Below are 26436 nucleotides of genomic sequence, written 5' to 3' on the forward strand. Positions count from 1 at the left end.
TGTGGACTGACCACGGGTTTCGCGGCGGTGTGGGATGCGGTAGTGTCAGGCGCCAAGCAAGCGCTTGTGAGGTGATCGTGATGCTGTCAGCCGACCCGACACCAATCCTGGCCCACGGTGGCCGTCGATGACGGTGATCAACCGACCGGCGGACCCGACCAGCCTGCTACGCCCCGGCATTCTGATCGACGGACAGTGGCGCGACACCGGCACCGGCGGTCGACGCGACCACATCGACCCGGGCACCGGCCGCGTCCAGCAGAGCTTCGCCCTGGCCGGGGCCGCCGAGGTGGACGAGGCGGTCGCCGCCGCCCGGGCAGCCGCCCCCGGCTGGCGCAGTTGGCCCACCGACCGGCGCCGCCAGGCGCTGTCCCGCCTCGGCGACCTGATCCGGGCCAGCGCCGCCGACCTCGCCGCGATCAACGCGCTCGAGGTCGGCACCCCGGCGGCCCTGTCGTACGGCCGCTACACCACCGGCCAGACCTTCTTCGACTACTACGCCGGCTGGCTGGACAAGGCCGCCGGCGATGCGCTGCGGATGCCCGGAGCGCTGGACCTGACCCTGCTGGAACCGGTCGGCGTGGTCGGCGCGATCCTCACCTGGAACCATCCGCTGGCCAACATCCAGACCACCGTCGCCCCGGCGCTGGCCGCCGGGTGCACGGTCATCGTCAAACCACCGGAGCAGGCCCCGTTCGCGGCGTTGCGGTTCGGCCGACTCTGCGCCGAGGCCGGGCTGCCACCCGGCGTGGTCAACGTCCTGCCCGGCGGCCCGGCGGTCGGCGACGCCCTGGTCCGCCACCCCGAGGTGGACAAGATCGGGTTCGTCGGCGGTCCGGCGACGGCGGCCCGGATCCAGGCGGCGGCCGCCCCGACGCTCAAGCCGCTGCTGCTGGAACTCGGCGGCAAGAGCGCGTCGCTGGTCTTCCCGGACGCCGACCTCGACCGGGCCTGCCGGTTCGCGCTGCTGATCACGGCCAACAGCGGCCAGGGCTGCACCATCCCGACCCGGATGTTCGTCCACGACGACGTGTACGACGAGGTGCTCGGCCGGCTGCTGGACGGTCTGCGCGCGGTCACCGTCGGCGACCCGTTCGACCCGGCGGCCCGGATGGGACCGCTGATCGACGCGGCCGCCTGCGAGCGGGTCGTCGGGACCATCGACCAGGCCCGGGAGAACAACACCGGTGACCTGGTGCTCGGCGGGCACCGGCTCGGCGGCGACCTGGCCGACGGCTACTACGTCGCCCCGACCGTCTTCTCTGACGTCGACCCGCACAGTGAGCTCGCCACCGAGGAGATCTTCGGCCCGGTGCTGTCGGTCTGCCGGTTCGACGGCGAAGCCGAGGCGGTCGAGGCGGCCAACGCCAGCCGGTACGGGCTCGCCGGCTATGTGCACACCCGCGACGTCGACCGGGCGATGCGGGTTGCCTCGGCGCTGGCCGTCGGCAACGTCGGGGTCAACGGGGCCGGCGCGCCCGCCGGGCCGTTCGCGCCGTTCGGCGGGGTGAAACAGAGCGGCTACGGCAAGGTCGGCGGGCTCGCCGGACTGCTGGAGTTCAGCCGGGTCAAGAACGTACTGCTGGCGATCGACGAATGAGCTTGTCCGGCGGACCGTCGGTCGGCGGAGAAAGAGGGGTCGGGATGACAACACTGGCGGACGGAGCGGTGCTGGTCACCGGTGCCGGATCGGGGATCGGGGCGGCGACCGCACTACAGGTCGCGGCGGCCGGAGCGGCGGTCGCCGTCAACGACCTCGACCCGGCCGCCGCCCAGGTCACCGCCGACACGGTCGTCGCCGCTGGCGGCACCGCCCACCCCGTCGCCGGGGACGTGGCCGATCCACGGGCCGCCGCGGACGTCGTGGCCGCCGCCGTCGACCGACTCGGCCGGCTCACCGGCCTGGTCAACAACGTCGGCGTGGTACGCGGCGGAGCGCTGCGATCGGTCAGCCCGGACGACTGGGACGCGATCATGCGGATCGACTGCGCCAGCGCGCTCTACTGCAGCCAGGCAGCGCTGCCCGCGATGACGTCGGGCAGCGCGATCGTCAACATCTCGTCGCTGTGCGGCATCCACGTCGCGCCCGGCGCCGGCGCCTACAACGCCGCCAAGGCGGCGGTGATCTCACTGACCCGGCAGATGGCGCTGGAGTGGGGCCCGGACGGGATCCGGGCCAACGCGGTCGCGCCGGGCATCGTCAGCGGCACCAACTTCTCGGCCAGCAGTCGCGACCCGCAGGCCGCGCAGCGACGCGGCGCCGCCGTACCGCTCGGTCGGACCGGGTCCGCCACGGACATCGCCCCGGTCGTGGTCTTCCTGCTCGGCGACGCCGCCCGGTACGTCACCGGCCAGGTGATCGCCGTCGACGGCGGGCTGGGCGTCGCGCTGCAGACGCTGCTGCCGGCATGACCGGAGGGCCGGGCGGTGACCCGCTGGCCACGCCGCTGACCGTCGGCCGGCACCGGCTGCGCAACCGGATGGTGATGACCCCGCACCTCGGCCGCCTGCCGCCCCGGCGGCTGCGGCGCTACGTGGCCGAGCGGGCCGCCGGCGGCGTCGCGATGATCGTGCTCCCCGCCGGCCAGGGGGTGTACGCCAACCCGGTCTACCCGCTGAACGTCTGCGCCGGTGACCCGGACGGCTACGCCGACCCCGACGCCGTCTCGTTCCACGTCCGCGACCCCCGGCACCGCCAGGTGCTGCTCGCGGCGGCGCACGAGCACCTGGCCGGACTGGCGGACGCGGCGCACGGCGGCGGGGCGCTCGCCGTCGGCCAGATCCACCACCCCGGCGCGGAGCGGGGCTGGGACAACTTCCAGCCGACCCTCGCCCCGTCGCAGGTACGGGCCGACGACACGGGAGCCGTCCCGCACGCGCTCACCGTCGCCGAGATCGACGACCTGGCGACCGGCTACCTCGTCACCGCCACGACGATCGTCGCCGCCGGGTTCGACGGTGTCGAACTGCACGCCGGCCACGGGTACCTGCTGAACCGGTTCCTGTCCCCGCACTACAACCGGCGCACCGACCGGTACGGCGGCTCCCCGGCCGGCCGGCTGCGGCTGATCCGCCGGATCCTGCGTACGGTGCGCGCCGAACTGGGGGACCGGTCGCTGCTCGGCGTCCGGCTGACCGCCGGCGAGGAGGTGCCGAGCGGCATCGACGCCGCCGGGGTGGCCGGGATCGCCGCCGGGCTCGCCGACCTCGTCGACTACGTCAACCTGTCGCTGGGCAACCACGACGGGCTGCGCGACGGCCGGCCGGCCACCGCGTACACCGGATCCTGGCTGGTGCCGCCGGCACCGGCGGCACAGACCGCCCGGCGGGTCCGCGCCGTGATCGACGTGCCGGTCCTGGTCTCCGGCCGGATCACCGACCCGGCGATCGCCCGCGGCCTGGTCGCCGACGGCGCTGCCGACCTGGTGGGACTGGCCCGGGCGCTGATCGCAGACCCCACCTTCCCCCGGCGCGCGGTCAGCGGGGACGACGCCGGCATCGTCCGCTGCGTCGCCTGCAACGAGTGCGTACGGGTGCCGTTCTCCTGCCCGGCGAACCCGGCCGCCGGTCGGGAAGCCGAGTTCGCCCCCCGGCCAGCTGCGCCGCCGGCCGGGCCGGCTCTCGTCCGGCGCCGGCGGGCCCGTCGGCGGATCGCCGTCGTCGGTGCCGGGCCGGCCGGGGTGGAGGCGGCGGTCGGTGCCGCGGCGGCCGGAGCCGAGGTGACCCTGATCGAGGCCGCCGACGTGGTCGGCGGGACACTGCGCCACCTGGTCGGCACGCCGCTGCTCGCCGACTGGGCGCCGCTGCTGCACCGGCTCGAGCGGCGGCTGGCCCCGCTGCTGGACCGGCCGTCTCCCGCCGGCGGGCGGGTGGTCCTGCGTACCGCCACCACCGCCACCGCCGACCACCCCGACCTGCTCGGCGCGGACCTGGTGGTGCTGGCCACCGGCGGCCGGCCGGGCCCGGCCGGCTTCCCCGTCGACCGACCGGTACTGACCACGATGGACCTGCTGGCCGGTCGTCGACCGGCGCCGGGCGTGCCGGTGCTGGTGGTCGGCGGCGCCGAGCGGCATCTCGAGCCGCTGATCGCCGCCGACCTGCTGGCCGGGGAGGGCTGGCCGGTCCAGGTGTGCACCGAATGCGTCGACATCGGACCCGATCTGGATCAGCGGACCAGGCCGGCGGTGCTGCGTCGGCTGTACGGCCGGGCGGTGGTGTTCGCCCCGATGAGCCGGGTGCACCGGTGGTCCGGTGGGGCCGTCGAGGTGGAGCAGTTGTTCACCGGGCAGCGGTCGATCCTCGACGCCGGTGCGGTGGTTCTCGCGCACGGCCGTACCGCCGATGACGGGCTGCGCGCCGCGCTGCCCGCGGACCTCGAATGTCAGGTGGTCGGCGACGCGTTGGCGCCGCGCCGGCTGACGCACGCCGTGCTGGAAGGAGCCAGGTTTGGATACGCGCTGTCCGCCGCCGACCGGCGATAGCCCCGCACCGCGGGTCGACGTGCTGGTGGTCGGTGCCGGCCTGGCCGGCTGGTGCGCGGCGGTCCGCGCCCAGCAGGCTGGCGCGTCGGTGGTCGTCGTCGAGCGGTCCCGGCGGCGCCCCGGCTGGGGCAACTCGGTGCTGTCCGGCGGTGCCCTGCATGCCGCGTTGCGCGATCCGCAGACCCCGCCGGGCCGGCTGCGGGCGCTGGTGCGGGAGTCGACCGACGGCTGGGCCGACGAGGCGGTGCTGCGTACCTGGAGCGAACGCCTGCGGCCCACCCTGGACTGGCTCGTCGAGCACGGTGCCCAACTGGTCACCGACGGCGACGCCGCGCACCGGGCGCGGGTGTTCGCCCCGGTGCGCCGCACCGAGCCGGGTCGGCGGTACGCCGGCTTCGGCGTCTGGACCTTCCTGCGCGGGCTCGCCGACGAGTTCACCGCCGCCGGCGGCACCCTGCGGCAGCCGGCCCGGGCCCGACGACTGCGGCCCGCGCCCGGTGCGGCCTGGCAGGTCGGGCTGGACCTGCCGGGCGGTGCCACCGGGTGGATCACCAGCCGGGCAGTGGTCCTCGCCGACGGCGGGTTCCAGGCCGATCCGGGTTTGCGCCGCGACCTGCTGGACACCGACCAGGTGCTGCTGCGCGGCGCCGGCACCGCGACCGGCGACGGCCTGCGGATGGGCTGCTCCGCCGGCGCGGCGCTGGTCCCGGACGCCGGGTTCTACGGCCACCTGCTGGTCCGTGAGGCGCGACAGGACAGTCGACTGTGGCCGTACCCGATCCTGGATCCGTTGGCGGCGGTCGGGATCGTCGTCGGCCCGGACGGTCGGCGGCTGGTCGACGAGAGCCATCACGGGGTGACCACGACCAACGCGGTGGCTCACGGCCCGGTGCCGGACGGCTGCTGGTTGATCGTCGACGACGACGGGTGGCGCACCGAGGGCCGGATCGGCGACCCGGCACCCAACCCGTACCTGCTCGACTGCGGCGCGACCGTGCTGACCGGCTCCGGTCCGGCGGACCTGGCCGTTCGAGCCGGCATCGACCCGGCCGGGCTGTCCGCCACGGTGGCGCAGGTGCTGGCGGCGCCGGAGGACGCGTCGCCGCCGCGCACCGGCCGGCTGCGGCTGGCCGTACCGCCGCTGCGGGCGGTGCCGCTGGTGGCCGGGGTGACGTTCGCCCTCGGCGGGCTGCGGGTCGACGGCCGGGCCCGGCTGTGCGACGCCGCCGACCAGCCGATCGGCGGGCTGTACGCGGCCGGGGCGACCATGGGCGGGCTGCACGGCGGCCCGCGCGCCGGCTACGCGGGCGGACTGCTCGAGGCGGCCGTCTTCGGCCTGGTCGCCGGCGAGGAAGCGGCCCGGTAGCTTGCTCAGCCGGTGAGGTGACAGGCGGACCAGCCGCCGCCGGCGACCGGCACCGGCTGCGGGGTCACCTCGGCGCACACCGGCATCGCGTGCGGGCAGCGGGTGCGGAACCGGCAGCCCGACGGCGGGTCGATCGGGCTGGGGATCTCCCCGGTCGGGGTGGTCCGGCCGGCGAGCCCGTGACTGGCCGGGGTCAGCATCGAGGCCAGCAGCGCCCGGGTGTACGGGTGTGCGGGGTGGCTGTACACCCGGCTGGCGGGACCGCTCTCCACCACCCGCCCCAGGTACATCACCGCCAGCTCGTGACTGACATGGTGGACCAGCGCGAGGTCGTGGGCGATGAACAGGAAGGCGATGCCCTCAGCCTCCTGGATGTCCTGCACCAGGTTGACGATCTGCGACCGGGTGGAGACGTCCAGCGCGCTCACCGGCTCGTCACAGATGATCAGTTGAGGTTCGAGCGCCAGCGCGCGGGCGAACGAGATCCGCTGTCGCTGGCCGCCGGAGAGCGCTCGCGGCGACCGGCGGGCCAGCGCCGGGTCCAGGCCGACCCGTTCCAGCAGCTGGCCGATCCGGCGGCGGCGCTCGGCCGGGGTGAGCCGGGAGTGCACCACCAGCGGTTCGGCGATGCTCTGCCCGACCGTCATCGACGGGTCCAGCGAGGCGTACGGGTCCTGGAACACCATCTGCATGCCCCGTCGGTGTGACCGCAGCTCGCCCCGGCTCATCGCGGCGAGGTCCCGACCGAGGAAGGAGACCTCCCCGCTGGTGGGTTCGATCAGCCGCAGGGCGAGCCGGCCGACGGTCGACTTGCCGGAGCCGCTCTCACCGACCAGGCCGAGCGTCCGGCCACGGGCCACCGTCAGGTCGACGCCGTCGACCGCGTGCACCACCACCCGACGCAGGCCGAGCGCTCCGCGCCGGACCGGGAACTGCTTGCCGAGGCCGCGCAGCCGCAGCACGGCTCCGTCCCCGGCGTCGGTCGGATCACCGGCGCCGGCATCCTCGACGGCTGCCTCGATCGCGGCCGGGTCCTCGCCCGCCGCCAGGTCCTCGCCCGCCGCCGGGTCCTCGGGACCGGTGGCCGGTGCCGCGCCGGTGCCGGGCAGCTCCAGCTCGGCGTGCCGGCCGCACCGGGTACCCCGGTCGCCGCCGTCCAGCACCGTCCACGGCGGGTCCATGCGGGTCCACTCCGGCCTGGCGTGGGCGCACCGGTTGGCGAACCGGCAGCCGGCGGCGGGGAAGTTACCTGGGCGCGGCACCTGGCCGGGAATGACCGGCAGCCGGGTGGCCTTCTCGGCGACCTCCGCACTGGACGAGATCAACGCCGAGGTGTACGGGTGCCGGGGCGCGGCGAACACGTCGCGGACCGGGCCGGACTCGACGACCTGACCGGCGTACATGACGCTGAGCCGTTGCGCCATCGTGGCGATGACGCCGAGATCGTGCGACACCAGCAGCAGCGACATCCCCAGCGCGTCGCGCAGGTCGCCGAGCAGCTGCAGGATCTGCAGCTGGACCGTCACGTCCAGGGCGGTCGTCGGTTCGTCGGCGATCAGCAGCTCCGGTTCGCCGGCGATGGCCATCGCGATCAGCGCCCGCTGGGCCATCCCGCCGGAGAGTTCGTGCGGGTAACTGGCCACCCGCTGCTGCGGGTCCGGGATCCGGACCAGGTCGAGCAGTTCCACCGCACGGGCCCGGGCCTGCCGGCGGTTCATGCCGGTGTGCCGCAGCAGGCTCTCGACGATCTGGTTGCCGACGGTGAACGCCGGGTTCAGGCTGCTCAACGCCTCCTGGAAGACCATGCCGACCCGGTTGCCGCGGAACCGGGTCAGCTCGGCGGGGGAGCGGCCGGTGAGCTCCTGCCCGGCGAAGCGGATCGAACCGCCGGTGATCCGGGCACCGGGCGGCAGCAGCCCGGCCAGGGCGAGACAGGTGATGCTCTTGCCGGAGCCGCTCTCGCCGACCAGGCCGAGCGTCTCGCCGGCGGCGACGCTCAGGTCGACCTGTTCGACCAGGTGGACGGTGTCACGTCCGGAGCCGATGCTGACGGTCAGGCCGTCGACCTCCAGCAGCGGGCGGGTCGTCGTGGTGGCGGCGCTCATCTGCGGCCTGCTTTCTGCGGGTGCCCGCCGGACAGGGCCTGGCTGAGTCCGTCGCCGAGCACCTGGAAGGCGACGACCGTCAGGGTGATGGTCAGGCCGGGGATGAAGATCAGCCAGGGTGCCGAGGCGACCGACGAGAACGCCCGTTGCAGCAGGTTGCCCCAGCTCGCCTCCGGCGGCTGGATGCTGAGCCCGAGGTAGCTCATCGCGCCTTCGGCGACGATCGCCACGGCCATGGTGATGAAGACCTGGACGACCAGTGGACCCGCGATGTTGGGCAGCACGTGCCGCAGCACCGACCGCAGGTGGGAGACCCCGATCGAGCGGGCCGCCTCGAGGTAGGTCTCCTCGCGTACCGCCAGTGCCTGGATGCGGCTGAGCCGGGCGAAGATCGGCACGAAGATGACCGCGAGGGCGAACATGGCGTTGCGCAGTCCGGGCCCGAGCACGCCGACGATGGACATCGCCAGCAGCAGGCCGGGGACGCTGAGCACGGCGTCGATCAGCGTCATCACCAGCCGGTCCACCCAGCCGCCGAAGTAGCCGGCGGTCACCCCGAGCAGGACCCCGCCGAGCAGGCCGAGGCCGACAGCCTGCAGGCAGGCCAGTAGGGAGGAGCGGGAGGCGTACAGCAGCCGGCTGAGCATGTCCCGACCGAGGTCGTCGGTGCCGAGCCAGTGTGCGGCCGATGGCGGGTCGAGGATCGCCCGGAAGTCGGTGGCGTACGGGTCGTACGGGCTGACCAGCGGCGCGGCGACCGCCAACAGGCTGAGCAGCACCAGGTAGCCGAGAGCGACCATGGTCATCGGCTGACTGCGGATCCGGGCGACGAGCGTGTCGCCGCGGTCGCGACGGTCGAGCCCGTCCGGTTCCGGCCCGGCACCGGGCTTGGCGGGGGCGGCGGTGGACGCGGTGTCGTCGGTGCTCACTGGTCGGCTCAAGAGATCCGCACCTTCGGGTTGAGGAGTCCGTAGGCGATGTCGACGAGCAGGTTCGCGGTGAGCACGACCACCGCGGAGACCAGGACGACGGCCTGTACGACGGTGAAGTCCCGGTTGAGGATGGCGTCGATGGCGAACTTGCCGAGCCCTGGCATGCCGAAGATGGACTCGACGATCACCGCGCCGGACAGCAGGTGGCCGAGGCGGATGCCGAGCACGGTGATCGCCGGAGCCGCCGCGTTCTTCAGCGCGTGTTTGCCGATCACTGTGCGCGCCGGCAACCCCTTGGACCAGGCGGTACGGATGTAGGGCTGGGCGTACGCATGAAGGAAACCGGTCCGCAGCTGGCGGGCCATTTCGGCGGCGGTGAACACGCCGAGGGTGATCGACGGCATGATCAGGTGCTGGGCCCAGGGCAGCACACCCTCGCTGAGCGGGCTGTAGCCGGTGGCCGGCAGCCAGCGCAGTTGCACCGCGAAGATGGTGATCAGCATGGTGGCCAGCCAGAAGTTCGGGACGGCCAGACCGGCGGCGCTGCCGAGCAGGCCGAGCCGGTCGACGGCGCGGCCGGCGTAGACGCCCTGCAGGATGCCGGTCGGTACGCCGATCAGCAGCACCACGACGAGGGTGCCCAGGGCGATGCTCGCGGTCAGCGGTGCGCGGCGCAGGATCTCGTCGCTGATCGCCCGGCCGGTGACCAGCGAGTCGCCGAGGTCGCCCTGCGCGATGCCGCCGAGCCAGTGCGCGTAGCGGACCAGGAAGGGGTCGTCGAGGCGTAGCTGCTGGCGCAGCGCGGCCAGCTGTTCCGGGGTGGCGTATTCGCCGGCGATCGCCATCGCCTGGTCGCCGGGGAGCAACGCGACCAGGGAGAACGCGCCCAGCGAGACGATCAGCAGGAGCGGGATCGCCGACAGGAGGCGCCGGAGGACGAGGGTGACCATTCGTGGGTGATCCTTTGGCCGCCGGAACGCTGGCTGACCAGCATCTGACTGTCCGGGCAAGGTACCTAACGAGCGCTTGTTCGTCAACGCCGGGCATCGCCGATCGTGAGGTTGACGAACAAGCGCTTTGTTGATTAGCGTCGCCAGGGATGACCGGTGTGGTGCACGGCTTTCCTCATTCAGCCTCGCCAGGTGGGCACCTGCCGGACCGCGACCGGGCAGGTGTTCGCCGCGCTGCGGGCGGTGCCGGGTGACTGAGACGCGGGTCGCGGTGGTCACCGGGGCCGCCGCCGGCATCGGACGGGCCGCCGCCGAGCACCTCGCGGCGCTCGGCGACACCGTACTCGGGGTGGACGTCGACACCGACGGTCTGGCCGCGCTGCGCCAGCAGGTGAGAGCCGCTGGCGGCCGGGTCGGGACGCTCACCGCCGACCTCGTCGACCCTGCGGCGGCGGCCACCGTCGTCGAGACCTGCCTGCGCCGGTACGGCCGGATCGACGTGCTCGCCCTGGTCGCCGGCGTCGGTCAGGCCGGCCCGTCCGACGCGGTCACCGTCGCCGAATGGGACCGGGTGCTCGACGTCAACCTGCGGGCGCCGTTCCTGCTGGCCCAGGCCGCGATGCCGCACCTGGTGGCCACCGGCGGCACCGTCGTGGCGGTCTCCTCGGTGGCCGGGCTGCGCGGCTGGTCCGGCAGCGCGGTGTACGCGGCGTCCAAGGGTGGGCTGATCGCGTTGATGCGCTCGCTGGCCGCCGAGTACGGTCCGGCCGGGGTACGGATCAACGTGCTCTGCCCCGGTGCGGTGCGGACCCGGCTGGCCGACGAGATGCGGGCCGCGTTGAGCGGCGGTGCGGCCGCGTCGACCGGCGGTGCGGCCGCCGCCCCGGCCCCGGCGCGGCCGACCGGTCGGCGGGCCGAACCGGCCGAGATCGCCCGTACCATCGCGTTCCTGGCCTCGCCGGATGCGTCGTTCGTCGCCGGCAGCGTGCTGCGCGCCGACGGTGGGACGCTGGCCTGACCGGCCGTGACTCCCTACTACGGTGCCGTTGCGCCAGACGCTGAAGCGCCGACACCGGGACGAGTCACTCGTCGACGCCTTTACTGAGGTACTGCTCCACGGCCTCGACCTTTGCGGTCAGCGCCCCGGAAACACCTGGTCGGTAGTCGACCTTCACCACCGTGCTCACCCGTGGCGCCAACGCGGCCACCGCCTCCACCGCCTGCTTGACCACACCCATCACCTCATCCCACGTGTCCCCCTCGACCAGCGTGAACATCGCGTCGGTCTGGTTCGGCAGGCCGGAGGCCCGGACCACCCGGATCCCCTCAGCGACGATCCGACCCACGTCCTCGCCCACGCCCAACGGCGTCACCGAGAAGGCCACCAGCACGGACATAGTCGCTCCCTCCGCTGCGCTTTTCCGACTGCCCGTCCAGGGTAGAGCGGCGGGTCCGGCAACCTCACCGGCCAGCAACAGGACTTCCCGATGCACACCGCGGCGCCGCGGGATCCGTCCGACGGATCCCGCGGCGCCGCTGGTGCGTCCGCCCGCGAAGGGCGGTCCGGGTGGTCAGCCGACCGGTACCCGGCCCTCGGTGATGTACAACCCGTCGAAGATCATGTTCGACCGGGTGGAGCCGCGTTGCACCCCGCCGACGTGGGCACCCATCGCGGTGTGTCCGGCGACGAAGAACAGCGGCACGCCGGCGGCGGCCTCCTCGGAGACCAGGGTGGCCGCCTGGCGCAGCAGGTCGGCCCGCTCGTCGGGGTCGACGGCGGCGTCCGCCTGGACGACCAGGTCCCGCAGGCCGGGGATGGTCTCGCCGGACGGGTTGTACCGGCCGTCCTCGAAGAACCGTTCCCGGAACCGGCTGGACGGTGACCGGGCCGGTGCCATCGCCAGCGGCGCGGCCGCGATCTGCGGCGGCGAGTCGGCGGTGCCGTAGAGCCGGGCCAGCATCTGCGCCGGGTCGATCAGCTGCAGGTCCATGGTGAACCCGGCCTGCTCCAGCTGCGCCTGCACCAGCTCACCCATCCGGACGTACGCGGTGAAGGTGCCGCCGATCTCGGCGGTGAAGGTCACCCCGTCCGGGTAGCCGGCCTCGGCCAGCAGCTCGCGGGCCCGGTCCGGGTCGTACGGGTAGGCGTCGGCCAACTCGGGCGAGTACGGCACCGATCCCTCCGGGAACCACTGGGTGGCCGCCTCGGACCGGCCGTCGGTCAGCGCCTCGGTGATCGCCTCGCGGTTCAGGGCGTACTGCAGGGCCTGCCGGACCCGCACATCGTCGAACGGCTCCATCGCCTGGTTGATCAGCAGCGCGCGGACCTCGTTGGTCGACGAGGACATCACCCGCAGCCGGTCGTCGGCGCAGGCCGCGGCGACCTTGTCGTCCTCGATGTACTGCAGGTCCAGGTCACCGGCCTGCAGCGCGCCGAGGCTGGCGTCGGTGGAGGTCTCGATGAAGTCGATCCCGCCGAGCAGCCGCTCCTGCGCGTTCCAGTAGCCGTCCCAGGCCCGGACACTGACCTTCTCCCGGGCGTACCAGGGGCCGTCGACGGCGTACGGGCCGGCGCCGACCGGGGCGTCGCTGAACGCGGTCGAGGAGCCGGCGGCCTGCACTGCGGTCGGCGAGGCCATCAGCCCGGGCCGGTCGGACAGGACGATCGGGAAGGCGGCCGGGTTCGGCGGGTCCAGCTCGAACCGTACGGTGTGCTCGTCGACCACCTCGACGGCCTGGACGTTGGCCAGGTCGCCCTTGATGTTCGACTCCTCGTCGTTCATCGCCCGGTCGATGTTGAAGCGCACCGCCTCGGCGTCGAACGGGGTGCCGTCGGAGAAGACGACGCCGTCGCGGAGTTTGAACTCCATGCCCCCGTCGTCGACGACGCTCCACTCGGTGGCCAGGCCAGGGATGGGCAGGTCGTTGGCGTCGAGCTTGACCAGCGGGTCGAAGATCGTCTGCAGCACGGTGATCTCGTTGGCCTCGACCATCCGGATCGGGTCGAGCGAGCTGGCCGGCACGCTGCCGTACTTGAGGATCGCGGTCGGGTCGTGGGCCACCGTGCTGGACGTCGCCTGCGGGCAGCCGGGCGCGGCGGTGGCGTTGTCGTCGGTGGTGTCGGAGTCGGTGTCGGAACTGGTGCTGCAAGCGGCGAGCGGCAGCAGGGACAACGCCAGCATCGGCGCGAGTGTGCGGTGTAGGGATCTCACTTTTCGGTCCCACCTTCGGTAGGCGGCAGTTGCTCTACCAGCGGTGCGGCACGGCACGGCGCCGGCGAGAGTAGGCGAGGAAGCTACCAACAAAGCGCTTGCTTCGTCAACGGCACGTTGCGCCGATGTTGCCGCCCGATGCCGAAGGTCAGTTCCCGCCCAGCTCGGCGGCGATCAGCCCGGCGGCGGTCCGCAGCGCCGCCGCGACCTCGGGGATCCGGATGTTCGGGCAGCGCGCGGTGGGCATCCCGGCCGCCAACGCGCCGCGCACCCGCCCCGTCGTGTCGCGCAGGCAGACCCCGATCCCGGTGATGCCCCGCTCGCTCTCCTCGCGGTTCACCGCGTAGCCGAGGCGACGTGCCGTGGTCAACTGGCGACGCAGGGTGGCCAGATCCTCGACCGCAGGGCCGTACACCGCCGGCAGCCCCCGCGGATAGAGCACCTCCAGCTCCGCCGGGCTGAGCTGGGCGAGCAGCACCTTGCCGCCCGAGGTGCAGTGCGCCGGCATCGACATCCCGGCCCGGGATCCGACCCGCAGGCCGTGGGTGGCCTCCACGCCGTCGAGGAACCGGACCGCAGTGCCCTGCAGCACCGCCAGGTGCACCGTCTCCTGCAGCTCACCGCTGAGCCGCTCCAGATGTGGCCGCACCACGGTGCGCAGGTCCGGACCGGCCCGGCCGGCGAGCAGCCCCAGGTCGGCGAAGACCGGCCCGGGAAGGTACGCCCGGCGGCCGTCCTGGACGGCGAAGCCGTGGTGCTTCAACATGCCGAGCAGCCGGTGCGCGGTGGACGGCGCCACCCCGAGGTGGCGGGCGGCCTCGGCCACCCCGAGCCGGGACCGTTCCCGCAGCAGCAGGATCAGGCGCAGGGCGTTGTCGACGGACTCGATGGGGTACGGCACGGCGTTCTGCACCAGAGAATTATGACCACGTGATCATTCCGTCGTAAAGAAGGTTCCTAACCTGGCGGCATGGTTGACCTGGACTCCGAGGCCGCTGCCGGCACGGTGCAGGACCGCGCTCTGCAGCAGCTCTACACCGACTTCGACGCCGCTGGACTCAAACCGTTGTGGACCGTTCGGGACGGTCTGATGCCGGTCGCCCCGACGCCCCGGGCGGTGCCCCACGTCTGGCCGTGGGACCGGCTGCTGCCGCTCGCCGCCCGCGCCGGCGACCTCGTCCCGGTCGGGCGCGGTGGCGAACGACGGGCCATCGCCCTGGCCAACCCCGGCGTGCCCGGTGACCCGTTCGCCACCGCCACCCTCTGGGCGGCGGTGCAGTACCTCGGGCCCCGCGAGGTCGCCCCGGCCCACCGGCACAGCCAGAACGCGTTCCGCTTCGTGCTCGACGGGGAAGGTGTCTGGACGGTGGTCGACGGCGACCCGGTCGCCATGCGCCGGGGCGACCTGCTGCTGACCCCGGGCTGGGCCTGGCACGAACACCACAACACCGCCGACACCGCGATGGTCTGGCTGGACGGACTCGACATCCCGCTGAACGCTCAACTCGACGCCGGGTTCTTCGAGTTCGGCCCGGACCAGCTCACCGACACGTCGACCCCGGCCGCCTCGCGGGGCGAACGGCTCTGGGCCCACCCCGGGCTGCGCCCGCTGTCGGCCGAGGCGGACACCGTCCACTCGCCGCTGCCGGCGTACCGCTGGACGCACACCGACGCCGCGCTCACCGCGCAGCTGGAACTCGCCGACGAAGGGCATCCGGCACTCGTCGAGCCAGGCCACGCGGCGGTACGGTTCGTCAACCCGACCACCGGCCGCGACGCCCTGGCGACGCTGCGCCTGGAGATGCACCGGCTGGCCGCCGGGACCGCCACGGCGACCCGCCGGGAGGTCGGCTCCTCGGTGTGGCAGGTCTTCAGCGGGCAGGCCACCGTGCTGCTCGACGGCCGGGAACACCAGGTCGGCACTGGCGATCTGTTCGCCGTACCGTCCTGGTGCCCGGTGAGCCTGCGGTCACCGGACGGCGCCGACCTGTTCCGGTTCAGCGACGCACCCAGCTACCAGGCTCTGCACCTGGACCGGCACCAGGTGGGTGACCCGGCATGAGGCTGGCCACCATCCGTACCGGCGACCGGACCGCCGCGGTCCGGGTCGACACCGACGCGGCGGTCGAGATCGGTGCCGCCGACCTCGGCGAGCTGCTCACCGACCCCGGTTGGGCGCAACGCGCCGCCACCGCCGACGGCACCCGGCACCCGGTCGACGGACTCGACCACGCTCCGCTGGTCAGCCGACCGGAGAAGATCATCTGTGTCGGGCTGAACTACCGCCGGCACATCCTGGAAATGGGCCGCCAGCTCCCGGAACACCCGACGATCTTCGCCAAGTACCCGCCGGCGCTGATCGGGGCCACCGACCCGGTCGTACTGCCAGCTGCCTCGACCGCGATGGACTGGGAGGCCGAACTCGCGGTCGTCGTCGGCACCACGGTCCGGCACGCCGACCCCGAGCAGGCCGCCGCCGCGATCGCCGGGTACACCGTGCTCAACGACGTCACCGCCCGGGACTGGCAGTACCGCACCCCGCAGTGGCTGGCCGGCAAGACCTTCGAGGCGACCACCCCGCTCGGACCCAGCCTGGTCACCCCGGACGACCTCGACCTCGACGCCGGGCTCAGCGTCGAATGCCTGGTCAACGGCGAGGTGGTGCAGAGCTCCGACAGCACCGAGCTGGTCTTCGACCCGCCCGCACTGGTGGCGTACCTGTCCACCATCTGCACCCTGCGGCCCGGCGACGTGATCGCCACCGGGACGCCCGGCGGCGTGGGCCACGCCCGTAAACCACCCCGGTACCTGGCCGACGGTGACGTGCTGGTCACCCGGATCGGTGGGGTCGGCGAGTGCCGCAACACCTGCCGGGCGGAGCGACCGTGACCGGCGCGGGGGCCGACGCCACCATCGGCTGGCTGACCGCCGGGGAACAACGGTGCCGGGAACTGGTCGACCAGCTCACCGACGCCGACGCGGCGGCACCGAGCCGGCTGCCCGGCTGGACCCGCGCCCACCTGGTCACCCACCTGGCCCGCAACGCCGACGCCCTGGTGAACCTGTTGACCTGGGCGCGGACCGGGGTGCCGACCCCGATGTACGCCAGCGCCGCCCAGCGCGGCGCGGACATCGACGCCGGTGCCGGGCGCGGTGCCGACGAGCTGCGCGCCGACCTGGCCGGCGCGGCGGGTCGGCTCGCCGACGCGGTCCGGGCGATGCCCGACGACGCCTGGTCGGCCACCGTCCGTACCGGTCAGGGCCGCGAGGTCCCCGCCGACCAGGTGCTCTGGCTGCGGGTCCGGGAGGTCTGGGTGCACCAGGCCGACCTCGACCTCGGCGGCACCCTGGCCGACCTGCCCGGTCCGCTCACCGACGCGCTGCTCGACGAGGTGACCGCCACCTTCACCGGCCGTGGTACCGGCCCGGCGGTCGAGCTGCGGGCGACCGACCGGTCGCGGGTCTGGCGCACCGGCCCGGACAACGTGGCGACGGCCGGTACGGCCGGGTCCGGTGATACCGCGCCGGTCCTGCCGGTGGAGCTGTCCGCAACCGGTTGGCAGCTGCTCGGCTGGCTGATCGGGCGAGTGCCGGCGGACCGTTTGACGGTCCGACCGGCCGGTGCCGTGGTCGCGCCACCGCCGCCGTGGATATGACCCGGTCCGCTCGTCGGACCCCGCTGACCAGGCACGATGACATGATCGATTTCTGGTGGCCGCCGACTACGGCGAGTCACCGACGATAGGAGGGAGGCACCGGTGGACGGCAACGTGATCGAGTCCGACGTACTCGTCATCGGTGGGGGAATCGCCGGCTGCGTGGCGGCCGTGCGGGCCGCGGAGGCGGGTGCCTCGGTGGTCCTGGTCGACAAGACCAGGTCGGTACGGCGCTCCGGCGACGCCGGCCGGGGACTGGCCTTCCTCACCACCTACCTGGATCTGGGCGAGCCCTGGGACACCCCGGAGGTCTTCGCCGACTGGTACTGCGACATCGCCCTCGGGCTGGTCGACATGGAGGTGGCCCGGCCGCTGGGCATCGAACCGCTGCCGGCGGTCTGTCGGTTCCTGGAGGAGTCCGGCGTGCCACTGCGCAACGCCGACGGCGACTACGAGCGGGTCGGGCGGATGTGGACGCCCGGTCCGATCGTGCTCAAGTTCGACGGCGCCGACATCAAGCCCCGGCTGGCCGAGCGGGCGGCCGCCACCGACCGGGTCCGGATCATCGGCGGGGTCCACGCCACCAGCGTGCAGCTCGACGACACCGGCCGCGCGGTCGGCGCCACCGGCTTCGACATCCGGTCCTGCGAGTTTCTGACCTTCCGCGCCGGCGCGGTGATCGTCGCCACCGGCAACGCCGAACGGGTCATCTTCAACTCGCCCCGCCGCGACGCGTTCCACACCTACCACCGGCCTTACCACGCCACCACCGGGTTCGCCCTCGCCGCCCGGGCCGGCGCGGTGGCCGCCAACATCGAGTTCCTCGGGACCTTCCTCTTCCCGCGTGGCTTCGCCACCGGCGCGATGGGCAACCTGCTGGAGGCCGGTGGCCGGCTGGTCAACGGCAACGGTCAGCTCATCGCCGACCTGCCGGACGTCGCGGGGGAGCGGCGGTTCGGGTTCGGCATCGTCGGCAAGGCGGCCGGTGAGGTGCTCGCCGGCCGTGGCCCGGTGTACATCGACTGCACCCATCTGCCGCCCGCTGAGATCGCCGCGATCAGCGACTACATCTCCTACGACGCCCCGCTGTTCCTGGAGTTCCTGGAGCAGTCCGGCATCGACCTGTCCCGGCACCCGGTCGAGTTCGAACTGTTCAACGGCGCCTGGTCGGCCACCGGATCGCCCAAGGGCGTGGTGGTCGGCGCGGACGGGCAGACCCGGGTTCCCGGCATGTTCGCCGCCGGTGACCTGGCCACCCCGGCGTACGCCCTGGCCGGCTCACTGGCCAGCGGGTACGTCATCGGCCGGACCGCCGCCGAGTTCGCCCGGTCCGCCGCCGCACCGGTGCTGGACGCCTCGGCGGTGGCCGCCGAACGTCGGCGGACCCTGGCACCGCTGAACCGGACCAGCGGGATCGGCTGGCGCGAGTACGAGCACCAGCTGCAGGACCTGATGACCAAGTACGTCGGAATGGACCGCAACGAGATCGGGCTGCGGCAGGCCGCCGAGTACCTGCGCGGGTACGCGGCGGCGGCCGGCGAGGTCCACGCCGGCAACGGCCACGAGCTGATGCGCGCCCACGAGGCGTTCGACCTGCGGCTGTTCGACGAGATGATGACCGCCGTCGCGCTGGAGCGCGACGAGAGCCGGTTCAGCTTCCTGATGGGCCACTACCGCACCGACCGGCCCGGCGCCGACGACCAGCGGTGGCTCGGCGTGTCGATCCTGGCCGGACACGACGGCGAGCAGCCGGTGCTGGAGCACACCGTGCCGACCCCGTCCTGGCGTGCGGCGCAACTGGAGAACCGGTCGGTCGTGGAACTGGTCGGTGAGCGGGGAGCACGGCTCGCCGGAAAGGTGGGATAGGCATGGCACCACGGATCAATGAGAACCTCTGCACGCTCTGCGGGATCTGCCAGGACGTCTGTCCGGGCGACATCCTGCACATCGACCGGGGCGTGGCGGAGATGGTCCGCTACCCGGACGAGTGCAGCTACTGCGACGTCTGCCGGGTGGAGTGCCCGGCCGGCGCGATCGACATCGAGTTCACCTGGAGCATGCGGCAGCAGCCGATCTCCATCCTGCCAGGTCGGCCCGACCATGATTGAGGCGAGCTACACCCTGGACATCGACGTCGGCGTCGACGAGGTGTGGTCGTTCGTCGAGGTGATCCCGAACTGGGCGCACTTCCTGGTCGGCTTCCAGAAGCTGGACCTGGTCGACGACCGGCGGTCGATCTGGACGCTGCGCGGTGACGTCGGGGTCCTCGCCCGTGAGGTGGACCTGCAGGCCGACATCACCGTCTGGGAGCCGGGCCGGCGGGCGGAGTTCACCATCACCGGGCTGACCGAACGGATCACCGGGCAGGGCAGCTTCGACATCGAGCCGGTCGACGCGCCGTCGGTGCCGGGCGCCGCCGCTGCGGTCGGCCCGACTGACGGTTCCCCAACCGACGGTTCCCCAACCGACGGTTCCCCGGCCTCGGGAGAGCAGCGACGGCCCGAGCGCGGCGACGAACAGACCCGTCCCGGACTGCTGCGCCGGATCAGGTTCGCCGTGGCCGGCCGCCTGCTGCGCTGGTTGAACCGCCGCCGGGCAACCCACCCGCCGGCGGTCGACGGCCAGCAGGCGGGTCCGACGGCCGGGCACGGCCAGCCGGCCGCTGCTACCGGTGCCGCCGCGGTCGGCCGGGAGGCGGGCCCGCCGACATCGGCCCGGACAGGCCGGTCCCGGTTGCGCTTTCATCTGCAGCTCACCCCGGGCGGTCCGATGGCCCCGATGGTCGAGCTGTTGATGGGGCCGATGGTGGAGCCGACCGCCGAGGACTTCCTGCGCAACATCCGCCAGGCACTCGAAGCCCGGCGGGCCAGCGCCTGACGAGGGGAGCAGACGAGCCATGCACGAGTTGCCACGCCGTACCGATGTGGTGGTGGTCGGCACCGGCGCCGCCGGGCTGACCGCGGCGTTGACCGCCGCCGCGGCCGGCCGGCAGGTCACCATCCTGGAGAAGGCGCCGGTGATCGGCGGCACCACCGTGGTCTCCGGCGGCTCCATCTGGGCGCCGGCGAACCGCTGGCTGGCCGAGGCGGGCGTGCCGGACAGCCGCGACGACGCGCTCACCTACCTGCGACGACTCGCCCTGGACCGGGTCCCCGACCAGGTCATCGAGGCCTTTGTCGACCAGGTCAACCCGATGCTGGACCTGGTGGTGGCGCGCACCGGGCTGCGCTTCACCCCGAACCGGGAGCACCCGGACTACCAGCCGGACCTGCCCGGGGCGCATCCGGGCGGACGCACCCTGCAGAGCGACCTGTTCGACGCGACCGTCCTTGGCGAGCTGCGCGGCAAGCTGCGGCCGACGCATTCGACGGTGCCGGTCACCAAGCTCGAACTGGACCAGTGGGGGATGGACACCCTGGACCGGTGGGACTGGGCGCTGATCGCCGAACGCACCGCGAAGGGCGTGGTCGGCATGGGCGCCGCCCTGGTCGGTGAGCTGCTGTACGGCTGCCTGCAACTCGGCGCCACGGTGCACACCGACACCCGGGCGGTCCGGCTGCGGCGCACCGGCGGACGGGTCGACGGGATCACCGTGGCCACCGGCGACGGCGAGGTGGAGATCGTCGCGCAGCGGGGTGTGGTGCTGGCCTCCGGTGGGTTCGAGTGGGACCCGGCGATGGTCGGGCAGTTCCTCGGCGTACCGATGGACGCACCGGCCAGCCCACCGGCGAACGCCGGTGACGGGTTGCGGATGGTGATGGAGGTCGGTGCCGCGCTCGGCAACATGAACGAGGCCTGGTGGGGGCCGATGGTGTACGCGGTCGGCGACACCTACGACGGCGCGCCGCTGTTCCGGCCCACGTCAGGTCTGCGGGCGCTGCCCGGCGGGATCATCGTCAACCGGCACGGCCGGCGGTTCTCCAACGAGGCGATGAACTACAACGACCTCGGCAAGGCGATGGCCACGTTCGACCCGATCCGCTACGAGTACGCCAACCTGCCCTGCTGGCTGGTGTTCGACGACCGGTTCCGGTCGTCGTACTCGGTCGCCACGGCGACCCCGGACGCGCCGACCCCGGGGTGGATGGCGACGGCACCGACCTTGGCGGAGCTGGCCGGCGCGGTCGGCATCGACCCGGACGGGTTGGCCGAGCAGGTCGCCGAGTTCAACCGGCACGCCGCGCAGGGCCGGGATCCGCAGTTCGGTCGGGGCACGACGGTGTACGACCGGTACCGGGGCGATCCGACGGTGACTCCGCACCGCAACCTGCGTCCGCTCGGTGACGGTCCCTACTACGCGGTACGGCTGCACCTGGGCTGTCTGGGCACCAAGGGCGGCCCGCTCTGCGACGAGCACGGCCAGGTGCGGGACGTCGACGGTGGGCTGATCGGCGGCCTGTACGCCTGCGGGAACGTGGCGGCCAGCCCGTTCGGACCGGGCTATCCGGGTGCCGGCGCGACGCTCGCCGCCGGGATGACGTACGGATACCTGAGCGGGCGCTCGCTGGCCGCCGGATGAGCCGGCCGGTTACCGGCCGGTCAGCCGGCCGGTGCCGGCGCCGCCCCACCGACCGCGTCAACCGCGGCTGGTGGGGTCGGCAGGGCCGGCGCGGCGGCATCGGTCGGGCGTGCGGCCAGGCCGTCGAGGAAGATCGCGGTGCACTGGTCGGCGAGCCGGCTGGTGGGATTGTCGGGGCTCGGGTGGAACCACCGGACCGACAGCCATACCGCGTCGCGGATGAAGCGGTAGAACACCCGGGTATCGATGTCGGGGCGGAACGCTCCGCTGCTGACGCCCGCTTCGATCACCCCGAGCCAGGCGCTCTGCACTTCGCGGGCGACGTCCTTGAGGTAGTGGAACCGGGCCAGGCCACGCAGGTAGTTGACGTCGTTCTGGTAGATCTCGGTGGCGTGCGGGTGCGCCGCGGCGGTGTCCAGCGAGGCGCGGACCAGCTCGCGCAGCCGGGTCGCCGGATCGTTCTCCCCGGCCAGCACCCCGGCGTACCGGTGGCGCAGATCCTCCAGGTAGGGGCCGAGGATCGCCTCGACGATCGCTTCCTTCGAGTCGAAGTGGTGGTACAGGCTGCCGGACAGGATGCCGACCTCGTCGGCGATCTGCCGGACCGTGGTGGCGGCCACGCCGCGACTGGCGAAGAAGGCCGCCGCGCAGGCGATGATCTGCTGTCGTCGATCCAGCGACTCTGCCACGGTGCCTCTTTCGGGTCTGCGGTGCAACGGGCGGGCGTCAGCATAGCAGAGTCAATCAAGCGCTTGGTGCGACGGGTGTCGGGGTTGGGCTGGTCGCCCCAGGTCGAGCTCGGGTAACAATCTCCAAGCGAGCGCTTGATTGGTGGCCGGTACGTGGCTAGTTTACATGGCATTCACAAAGCCTCGGGCTTCACGGCTACCAGGAGAAGCAGATGGCAACTGGTCGGAAATACAAGTGGAACGGGGCGCCCGTCCGCGTCGCGGTGGCCGGGCTGCTGCTCGCCACCGTGGCCGCCTGCGGCGACGACAACGAAACCAACGAGACCGGCGGCACGATCACCATGGCCACCTGGTCCGCCACCCAGTCACTCGATCCGGTCCAGGTGGCCGGCACCGGCAACTCCGGCGGCGCGGAACTCGCGGCGCTCTACGACACGATCATGCGGTACGACCCGGCCAGCGGGGCCTTCGAGCCGCAGACCGCCGAGTCGCTGACCCCCAACGACGACTTCACCCAGTGGACCCTCACCTTGCGGTCCGGGATCACCTTCAGCGACGGCGCGCCGTACGACTCGGCGGCCGTCGTGGCGAACATGCAACGGCACACCGAGGCACGGTCCAACGCCAGTTCGCTGGTCGCGCCGATCACCGACTACGCCACCCCCGACGATCTGACGGTCGTGTTCACCCTCGCCTTCCCGTGGAACAACTTCCCGTTCGCCCTCGCCGGGACCCCCGGCATGGTGGTCAACCCGGCGGCGGTGGCCGCCCAGGGCGACGCGTTCGGCACCAACCCGCAGGGTGCCGGTGCCGGGCCGTTCGTCTTCGACGAGTTCCGCCCCGACGAGTCGCTGACCCTCACCCGCAACCCCGACTACTGGGGCGGCGAGGTCCCGTTGGACGGGGTGCGGTTCATCCACGCCGGTGACGGGCCGCAGACCTACGAGGCGTTCCGCGCGGGCAGCGTCGACCTGGCCTTCCTGCGTGACGCCGGGGCGATCGCGGACGCCGAGGCGGACGGTGCCGAGGGCATCCGGGTCCAGTACTCCGCCAACGACACCCTGATCATGAACAACGGATTCCCGATCACCTGCCAGGAAGGCGAGCCGGCACCGCAGTGCGAGGGCCAGCCGGACGGCACCGAACTGGAGTCCACCGCACCCACCGCCGACAAGCGGGTCCGGCAGGCGGTGGCCGCGGCCATCGACCTGGAGACGCTCAAACAGCGGGTGTACGGCGGCGCCGGCTTCATGTCCAGCGCCCTGATCTCCGAGGACTCCCGCTGGTACGACGGTGTCGAAGGTCCGGCCTACGACATCGAGCGGGCCCGCGACCTGGTCGAGCAGGCCAAGGCCGACGGCTGGGACGGGCGGATCCGGGTCAGCTGCCACACCGGCCTGCCGACCTGGGGGACCGCGGTGCAGGGCATGCTGGAGGCGGCCGGTATGCAGGTCGACCTCACCGACCAGCAGGAGATCGCCGCGAACACCTCGGCGGTCATCGTGCGCAAGGACTTCGACCTGGCCTGCTTCGGCTCGTCGATCTCCGACGCCGAGCCGTTCTTCGCCCTCAACCGCGACTTCAACTCGACCTACGTCACCACCGGCGGTGGCAACTTCTCCGGCTACGTCAACCCCAGCGTCGACGAGGCGATCGCCGCCGGCCGGGCCGCCGGCAGCGAGGCCGAGGTGAAGGCCGCGATCAGCACCATCGCCCGGGCGTACGCCGAGGACGTGCCGTTCCTCGCGCTGACCGCGCAGCCGGAGGTCGTGCTGATCTCCGACGAGGTCGGCGACGTGCTGCAGAGCGTCAACACCGTGGTGCTGCTCGGTAGGGCGACGCGGGGATGACCGGACGATCCGCGACCGACGCCGCTGACCCGTCGGCGCGGGTCACCGGGCGGGGTGGTGCCGGCGCTGCCGGCGCCACCCCGGCACCCCCGGTGGCCCTGATCACCGCAGCCGCCCACGGGATCGGGGCGGCCACCGCGCGGTCCTTCGCCGAGGCCGGCTACCGGCTGGTGCTGGCCGACGTCGACGCGGCCGGGCTGGCAGCGACCGCCGCCGACCTGGCCGGTGCCGACCGCGTGACGACCGTGGTCGCCGACGCGACCAGCGAGGCCGGCGCGGCCACGGCGGTCGACGCGGCCACCACCCGGTACGGGCGGCTGGACGCGCTGATCAACGTGGTGGGCGGCAGCCGGCCCGGCCGTACCGTGATCGACATCGACCTCGCCGAGTGGGACCGCTGGCTGTCGCTCAACCTCACCTCGGTCTACCTGATGTGCCGGGCCGCGCTGCCGCAGCTGACGGCGGTCGGCGGGGCCATCGTCAATGTCTCGTCCGGGGCGGGACTGCGCGGCATGCGGGCCAACCCGGCGTACTGCGCCGCCAAGGCCGGGGTCGTCGGACTGACCCGGGCGCTGGCCATCGACCACGGTCCCGCCGGGATCCGGGTCAACTGCGTCGCACCCGGACCGGTCCGTACCCCGTTGATGGAGCGCAACCGCAGCGCCGCCGAGATCGACGCGATGGGCCGGATCGCGGTCCTCGGCCGGATCGGCGACCCCGCCGAGATCGCCGCGGCGATCCGGTGGCTGGCCAGCGACGCGGCGTCGTACCTGACCGGTCAGACCATCGAGGTCGACGGCGGCCCGGCCCCGCTGGTGTGAGCCGGCGGCGACGAGAGGAGGAGCACTGATGTTACGGACGGTGGCCATCAAGCTGGCCCTGCTCGTCCCGGTGCTGTTCCTGGTCAGCGTGGGCACGTTCGTCCTGCTCCAGCTGGGGCCGGGCGACCCCGCCGCGCAGGTGCTCGGCAACACCGGTACGCCCGCCGACTACCAGCGGATCCGGACCGAGATGGGGCTGGACCAGCCGCCGGTGCAGCGCTATCTCGATTGGCTCGGCGGTGTGCTGCGTGGCGACCTCGGCCAGAACCTGGTCCCGCCGATCGAAGACGTCTCCGACCGGCTGCTGCGGGCGTTCCCGGTGAACCTGCAGCTCGCCGCGATGGCCATCGTGCTGGCCCTGCTGATCGCCGTCCCGTTGGCGATGTGGTCGGCGTACCGGGCCGGCGGGCTGGTCGACCGGTGGATCTCGGCCGGCACCATCGGCGTCATCTCGGTGCCGCCGTTCCTGGTCGGCCTGCTCCTGCTGCTGGTGTTCGCCATCCACCTGGACTGGTTCCCGCTGGGGCAGTGGTCCCGGCCGTCCGACGACGGTCTCGGCCAGAACCTGTGGCACGCCTTCCTGCCCGCGCTCACCCTGGCGTTGGCCGAGGCCCCGGTCTTCGCCCGGCTGCTGCGCGGCGACCTGGTCGCCACCCTGCAGGAGGACTTCATCCTGGCCGCGAAGGCCAAGGGCATGCCCGGCTGGCACATCATGCTCCGCGAGGCGCTGCGCCCCTCGTCGTTCTCGCTGATCACGCTGGCCGGGGTGAGCGCCGGCCGGCTGCTCGGCGGCACCATCATCGTCGAGGCGGTCTTCGTGCTGCCCGGGGTGGGCAACGTGATCATCAACGCCGCGCAGAGCAACGACTACAAGCTGGTGCAGGGCGGCGTACTGCTGATCGCGATCATCTACCTGCTGCTGAACCTCACCGTCGACGTGCTGTACGGCTATCTGGACCCACGGATCCGGAGGCGGCATGCCTGAGCCCAGCCGTACCCGACGCCGTCGGATCGACCTCGCCTTCTGGATCAGCCTCGGCTGGCTGGTCGCCCTCACCGGCTGCGCCCTGCTCGCCGACCTGCTGCCGCTGGGCAACGCCGACGACACCACCCAGACGATCGGGATCGCCGGCTACGCCCGCCCCGACCTGTTCTCGGCCAACCCGCTGGGCACCAACGGCTTCGGTCTCGACCTGCTGGCCCGGTCCATCTACGGAGCCCGGGTGAGTCTGCTGACCGTCGGCTGCACCGTACTGGTCAGCCTGCTGATCGGCGGTGCGGTCGGAATGGTCGCCGGCTACTTCCGTGGCTGGGTGGACGTGGTGATCGGCATCTTCGCCGACGCCGCCCTGGTGATCCCCGCCCTCGTCCTGCTGATCGCCTTCGCCGCGGTGCTCGGCCCGCCCCGGACCGTGCCGGAGGCGGTGCTCAAGAGCGGTCTGGCCCTGGCCGTGGTCGGCATCCCGACGATGATCCGACTGGCCCGGGCCAACACGCTGCTGTTCGCCCAACGGGAGTTCGTCACCGCCAGCCGGGCGATGGGCGCCCGGCACACCCGGATCCTGATCCGCGAACTGCTGCCCAACGTGGCACTGCCGCTGGTCTCCTACGCCTTCATCGTCGCCGCCGTGCTGATCGTCGCGGAAGGATCGCTGGCCTTCCTCGGCCTCGGGCTGCAGCAGCCCGCCCCGTCCTGGGGAAACATGATCGCCGAGGGTGGCCTGCGGGAGCTGCGCCGGCACCCGCACGTACCGCTGATCCCCGGCGTGTTCATGTTCCTCACCGTCTTCAGCCTGAACATCGTCGGGGAACGTGCCCGGGCCCGCTGGGATCCCCGGGACTCCCAGGTCTGACG

General features: G+C 72.9%; 23 protein-coding genes. 16 read left to right on the forward strand and 7 right to left on the reverse strand.

Annotated elements, in window-relative coordinates:
* Positions 1-127 precede the first annotated feature (127 nt).
* From O7543_RS03085 to O7543_RS03100, 4 genes are read left to right on the forward strand one after another with little or no spacing between them, the layout of a single operon-like run.
* The gene (locus O7543_RS03085; protein ID WP_281555283.1) at positions 128-1600 is read left to right on the forward strand and encodes an aldehyde dehydrogenase family protein; all 1473 of its coding nucleotides are present in this window, start codon (positions 128-130) and stop codon (positions 1598-1600) included.
* 44 nt (positions 1601-1644) lie between these two features.
* On the forward strand, positions 1645-2412 hold the full coding sequence (locus O7543_RS03090; RefSeq protein WP_281555282.1) for an SDR family oxidoreductase: 768 nt from the start codon (positions 1645-1647) through the stop codon (positions 2410-2412).
* Complete coding sequence (locus O7543_RS03095; RefSeq protein ID WP_281555281.1) at positions 2409-4481, forward strand: FAD-dependent oxidoreductase; 2073 nt, start codon at positions 2409-2411, stop codon at positions 4479-4481. The genes O7543_RS03090 and O7543_RS03095 overlap by 4 nt, the downstream gene beginning before the upstream one ends.
* Positions 4447-5847, forward strand: a complete 1401-nt coding sequence (locus O7543_RS03100) for an FAD-dependent oxidoreductase (protein WP_281555280.1) — start codon at positions 4447-4449, stop codon at positions 5845-5847. The genes O7543_RS03095 and O7543_RS03100 overlap by 35 nt, the downstream gene beginning before the upstream one ends.
* Positions 5848-5852: 5 nt before the next feature.
* Here the strand turns inward: O7543_RS03100 and O7543_RS03105 are convergent, their stop codons facing one another.
* The 3 genes from O7543_RS03105 to O7543_RS03115 are packed head-to-tail and all read right to left on the reverse strand — an operon-like array spanning position 5853 to position 9834.
* A complete protein-coding gene (locus O7543_RS03105) occupies positions 5853-7952 on the reverse strand; it encodes a dipeptide ABC transporter ATP-binding protein (protein WP_281555279.1) in 2100 nt (699 codons plus the stop codon).
* Positions 7949-8893: an ABC transporter permease gene (locus tag O7543_RS03110; protein ID WP_281555278.1), complete on the reverse strand. Its 945-nt coding sequence runs from the start codon at positions 8891-8893 to the stop codon at positions 7949-7951. Before O7543_RS03110 ends, O7543_RS03105 begins: the two co-directional genes overlap by 4 nt.
* The gene (locus tag O7543_RS03115) at positions 8890-9834 is read right to left on the reverse strand and encodes an ABC transporter permease (RefSeq protein WP_281555277.1); all 945 of its coding nucleotides are present in this window, start codon (positions 9832-9834) and stop codon (positions 8890-8892) included. Before O7543_RS03115 ends, O7543_RS03110 begins: the two co-directional genes overlap by 4 nt.
* A gap of 250 nt (positions 9835-10084) precedes the next feature.
* Between O7543_RS03115 and O7543_RS03120 the strand changes: the two genes are divergently transcribed.
* Positions 10085-10852 carry an SDR family oxidoreductase gene (locus tag O7543_RS03120; RefSeq protein ID WP_281555276.1) on the forward strand — a complete coding sequence of 256 codons (768 nt, stop codon included), beginning with the start codon at positions 10085-10087 and terminating at the stop codon, positions 10850-10852.
* Positions 10853-10916: 64 nt separating this feature from the next.
* On the opposite strand, the gene O7543_RS03125 is transcribed toward O7543_RS03120, so the two are convergent.
* The 3 genes from O7543_RS03125 to O7543_RS03135 all read right to left on the reverse strand — a co-directional run bounded on the left by O7543_RS03125 (position 10917) and on the right by O7543_RS03135 (position 13959).
* On the reverse strand, positions 10917-11231 hold the full coding sequence (locus tag O7543_RS03125; RefSeq protein ID WP_281555275.1) for an MTH1187 family thiamine-binding protein: 315 nt from the start codon (positions 11229-11231) through the stop codon (positions 10917-10919).
* A 174-nt stretch (positions 11232-11405) separates the two neighbouring features.
* Complete coding sequence (locus tag O7543_RS03130; RefSeq protein WP_281555274.1) at positions 11406-13016, reverse strand: ABC transporter substrate-binding protein; 1611 nt, start codon at positions 13014-13016, stop codon at positions 11406-11408.
* Between the two features lie 178 nt (positions 13017-13194).
* A complete protein-coding gene (locus tag O7543_RS03135) occupies positions 13195-13959 on the reverse strand; it encodes an IclR family transcriptional regulator (RefSeq protein WP_281555273.1) in 765 nt (254 codons plus the stop codon).
* Between the two features lie 57 nt (positions 13960-14016).
* On the opposite strand from O7543_RS03135, the gene O7543_RS03140 reads away from it, so the two are divergent.
* The 7 genes from O7543_RS03140 (at position 14017) to O7543_RS03170 (ending at position 21221) form a co-directional block, all read left to right on the forward strand.
* Positions 14017-15108 carry a cupin domain-containing protein gene (locus O7543_RS03140; RefSeq protein ID WP_281555272.1) on the forward strand — a complete coding sequence of 364 codons (1092 nt, stop codon included), beginning with the start codon at positions 14017-14019 and terminating at the stop codon, positions 15106-15108.
* Positions 15105-15935: a fumarylacetoacetate hydrolase family protein gene (locus O7543_RS03145; protein ID WP_281555271.1), complete on the forward strand. Its 831-nt coding sequence runs from the start codon at positions 15105-15107 to the stop codon at positions 15933-15935. The genes O7543_RS03140 and O7543_RS03145 overlap by 4 nt, the downstream gene beginning before the upstream one ends.
* Complete coding sequence (locus O7543_RS03150) at positions 15932-16702, forward strand: maleylpyruvate isomerase N-terminal domain-containing protein (RefSeq protein ID WP_281555270.1); 771 nt, start codon at positions 15932-15934, stop codon at positions 16700-16702. Before O7543_RS03145 ends, O7543_RS03150 begins: the two co-directional genes overlap by 4 nt.
* Before the next feature lie 102 nt (positions 16703-16804).
* Positions 16805-18568, forward strand: a complete 1764-nt coding sequence (locus tag O7543_RS03155) for an FAD-dependent oxidoreductase (protein ID WP_281555269.1) — start codon at positions 16805-16807, stop codon at positions 18566-18568.
* 2 nt (positions 18569-18570) lie between these two features.
* Positions 18571-18810, forward strand: coding sequence for a 4Fe-4S binding protein (locus O7543_RS03160; RefSeq protein WP_123602230.1), 240 nt, complete (start codon positions 18571-18573; stop codon positions 18808-18810).
* Positions 18803-19579, forward strand: a complete 777-nt coding sequence (locus O7543_RS03165) for a hypothetical protein (RefSeq protein WP_281555268.1) — start codon at positions 18803-18805, stop codon at positions 19577-19579. The genes O7543_RS03160 and O7543_RS03165 overlap by 8 nt, the downstream gene beginning before the upstream one ends.
* 19 nt (positions 19580-19598) lie before the next feature.
* Positions 19599-21221 carry an FAD-dependent oxidoreductase gene (locus tag O7543_RS03170; protein WP_281555267.1) on the forward strand — a complete coding sequence of 541 codons (1623 nt, stop codon included), beginning with the start codon at positions 19599-19601 and terminating at the stop codon, positions 21219-21221.
* Positions 21222-21241: 20 nt separating this feature from the next.
* Here the strand turns inward: O7543_RS03170 and O7543_RS03175 are convergent, their stop codons facing one another.
* The gene (locus tag O7543_RS03175) at positions 21242-21910 is read right to left on the reverse strand and encodes a TetR/AcrR family transcriptional regulator (protein WP_281555266.1); all 669 of its coding nucleotides are present in this window, start codon (positions 21908-21910) and stop codon (positions 21242-21244) included.
* A 212-nt stretch (positions 21911-22122) separates the two neighbouring features.
* Here O7543_RS03175 and O7543_RS03180 point away from each other — a divergent pair, with 212 nt between their 5' ends.
* Genes O7543_RS03180 through O7543_RS03195 form a run of 4 tightly spaced genes read left to right on the forward strand, consistent with a single transcriptional unit; the run spans position 22123 to position 26434 of the window.
* Entirely contained in the window at positions 22123-23760 is a 1638-nt protein-coding gene (locus tag O7543_RS03180; RefSeq protein WP_281555265.1) for an ABC transporter substrate-binding protein, read from the forward strand.
* On the forward strand, positions 23757-24581 hold the full coding sequence (locus tag O7543_RS03185; RefSeq protein WP_281555264.1) for an SDR family oxidoreductase: 825 nt from the start codon (positions 23757-23759) through the stop codon (positions 24579-24581). The genes O7543_RS03180 and O7543_RS03185 overlap by 4 nt, the downstream gene beginning before the upstream one ends.
* A gap of 28 nt (positions 24582-24609) precedes the next feature.
* Positions 24610-25566 carry an ABC transporter permease gene (locus tag O7543_RS03190; protein WP_281555263.1) on the forward strand — a complete coding sequence of 319 codons (957 nt, stop codon included), beginning with the start codon at positions 24610-24612 and terminating at the stop codon, positions 25564-25566.
* Complete coding sequence (locus tag O7543_RS03195; RefSeq protein ID WP_281555262.1) at positions 25559-26434, forward strand: ABC transporter permease; 876 nt, start codon at positions 25559-25561, stop codon at positions 26432-26434. The genes O7543_RS03190 and O7543_RS03195 overlap by 8 nt, the downstream gene beginning before the upstream one ends.
* The last annotated feature ends 2 nt before the right edge of the window (positions 26435-26436 follow it).

The sequence above is a fragment of the Solwaraspora sp. WMMA2080 genome (assembly GCF_027497395.1).
In the GTDB taxonomy this organism is placed as follows: Bacteria; Actinomycetota; Actinomycetes; order Mycobacteriales; family Micromonosporaceae; genus Micromonospora_E.

Coding starts and splice junctions, on each gene's coding strand:
- O7543_RS03130 (WP_281555274.1), bottom strand. CDS start 13,016: ATGCTGGCGTTGTCCCTGCTGCCGCTCGCCGCTTGCAGCACCAGTTCC.
- O7543_RS03140 (WP_281555272.1), top strand. CDS start 14,017: ATGGTTGACCTGGACTCCGAGGCCGCTGCCGGCACGGTGCAGGACCGC.
- O7543_RS03160 (WP_123602230.1), top strand. CDS start 18,571: ATGGCACCACGGATCAATGAGAACCTCTGCACGCTCTGCGGGATCTGC.
- O7543_RS03095 (WP_281555281.1), top strand. CDS start 2,409: ATGACCGGAGGGCCGGGCGGTGACCCGCTGGCCACGCCGCTGACCGTC.
- O7543_RS03115 (WP_281555277.1), bottom strand. CDS start 9,834: ATGGTCACCCTCGTCCTCCGGCGCCTCCTGTCGGCGATCCCGCTCCTG.
- O7543_RS03170 (WP_281555267.1), top strand. CDS start 19,599: ATGCACGAGTTGCCACGCCGTACCGATGTGGTGGTGGTCGGCACCGGC.
- O7543_RS03090 (WP_281555282.1), top strand. CDS start 1,645: ATGACAACACTGGCGGACGGAGCGGTGCTGGTCACCGGTGCCGGATCG.
- O7543_RS03195 (WP_281555262.1), top strand. CDS start 25,559: ATGCCTGAGCCCAGCCGTACCCGACGCCGTCGGATCGACCTCGCCTTC.
- O7543_RS03105 (WP_281555279.1), bottom strand. CDS start 7,952: ATGAGCGCCGCCACCACGACGACCCGCCCGCTGCTGGAGGTCGACGGC.
- O7543_RS03125 (WP_281555275.1), bottom strand. CDS start 11,231: ATGTCCGTGCTGGTGGCCTTCTCGGTGACGCCGTTGGGCGTGGGCGAG.
- O7543_RS03145 (WP_281555271.1), top strand. CDS start 15,105: ATGAGGCTGGCCACCATCCGTACCGGCGACCGGACCGCCGCGGTCCGG.
- O7543_RS03185 (WP_281555264.1), top strand. CDS start 23,757: ATGACCGGACGATCCGCGACCGACGCCGCTGACCCGTCGGCGCGGGTC.
- O7543_RS03165 (WP_281555268.1), top strand. CDS start 18,803: ATGATTGAGGCGAGCTACACCCTGGACATCGACGTCGGCGTCGACGAG.
- O7543_RS03180 (WP_281555265.1), top strand. CDS start 22,123: ATGGCAACTGGTCGGAAATACAAGTGGAACGGGGCGCCCGTCCGCGTC.
- O7543_RS03190 (WP_281555263.1), top strand. CDS start 24,610: ATGTTACGGACGGTGGCCATCAAGCTGGCCCTGCTCGTCCCGGTGCTG.
- O7543_RS03085 (WP_281555283.1), top strand. CDS start 128: ATGACGGTGATCAACCGACCGGCGGACCCGACCAGCCTGCTACGCCCC.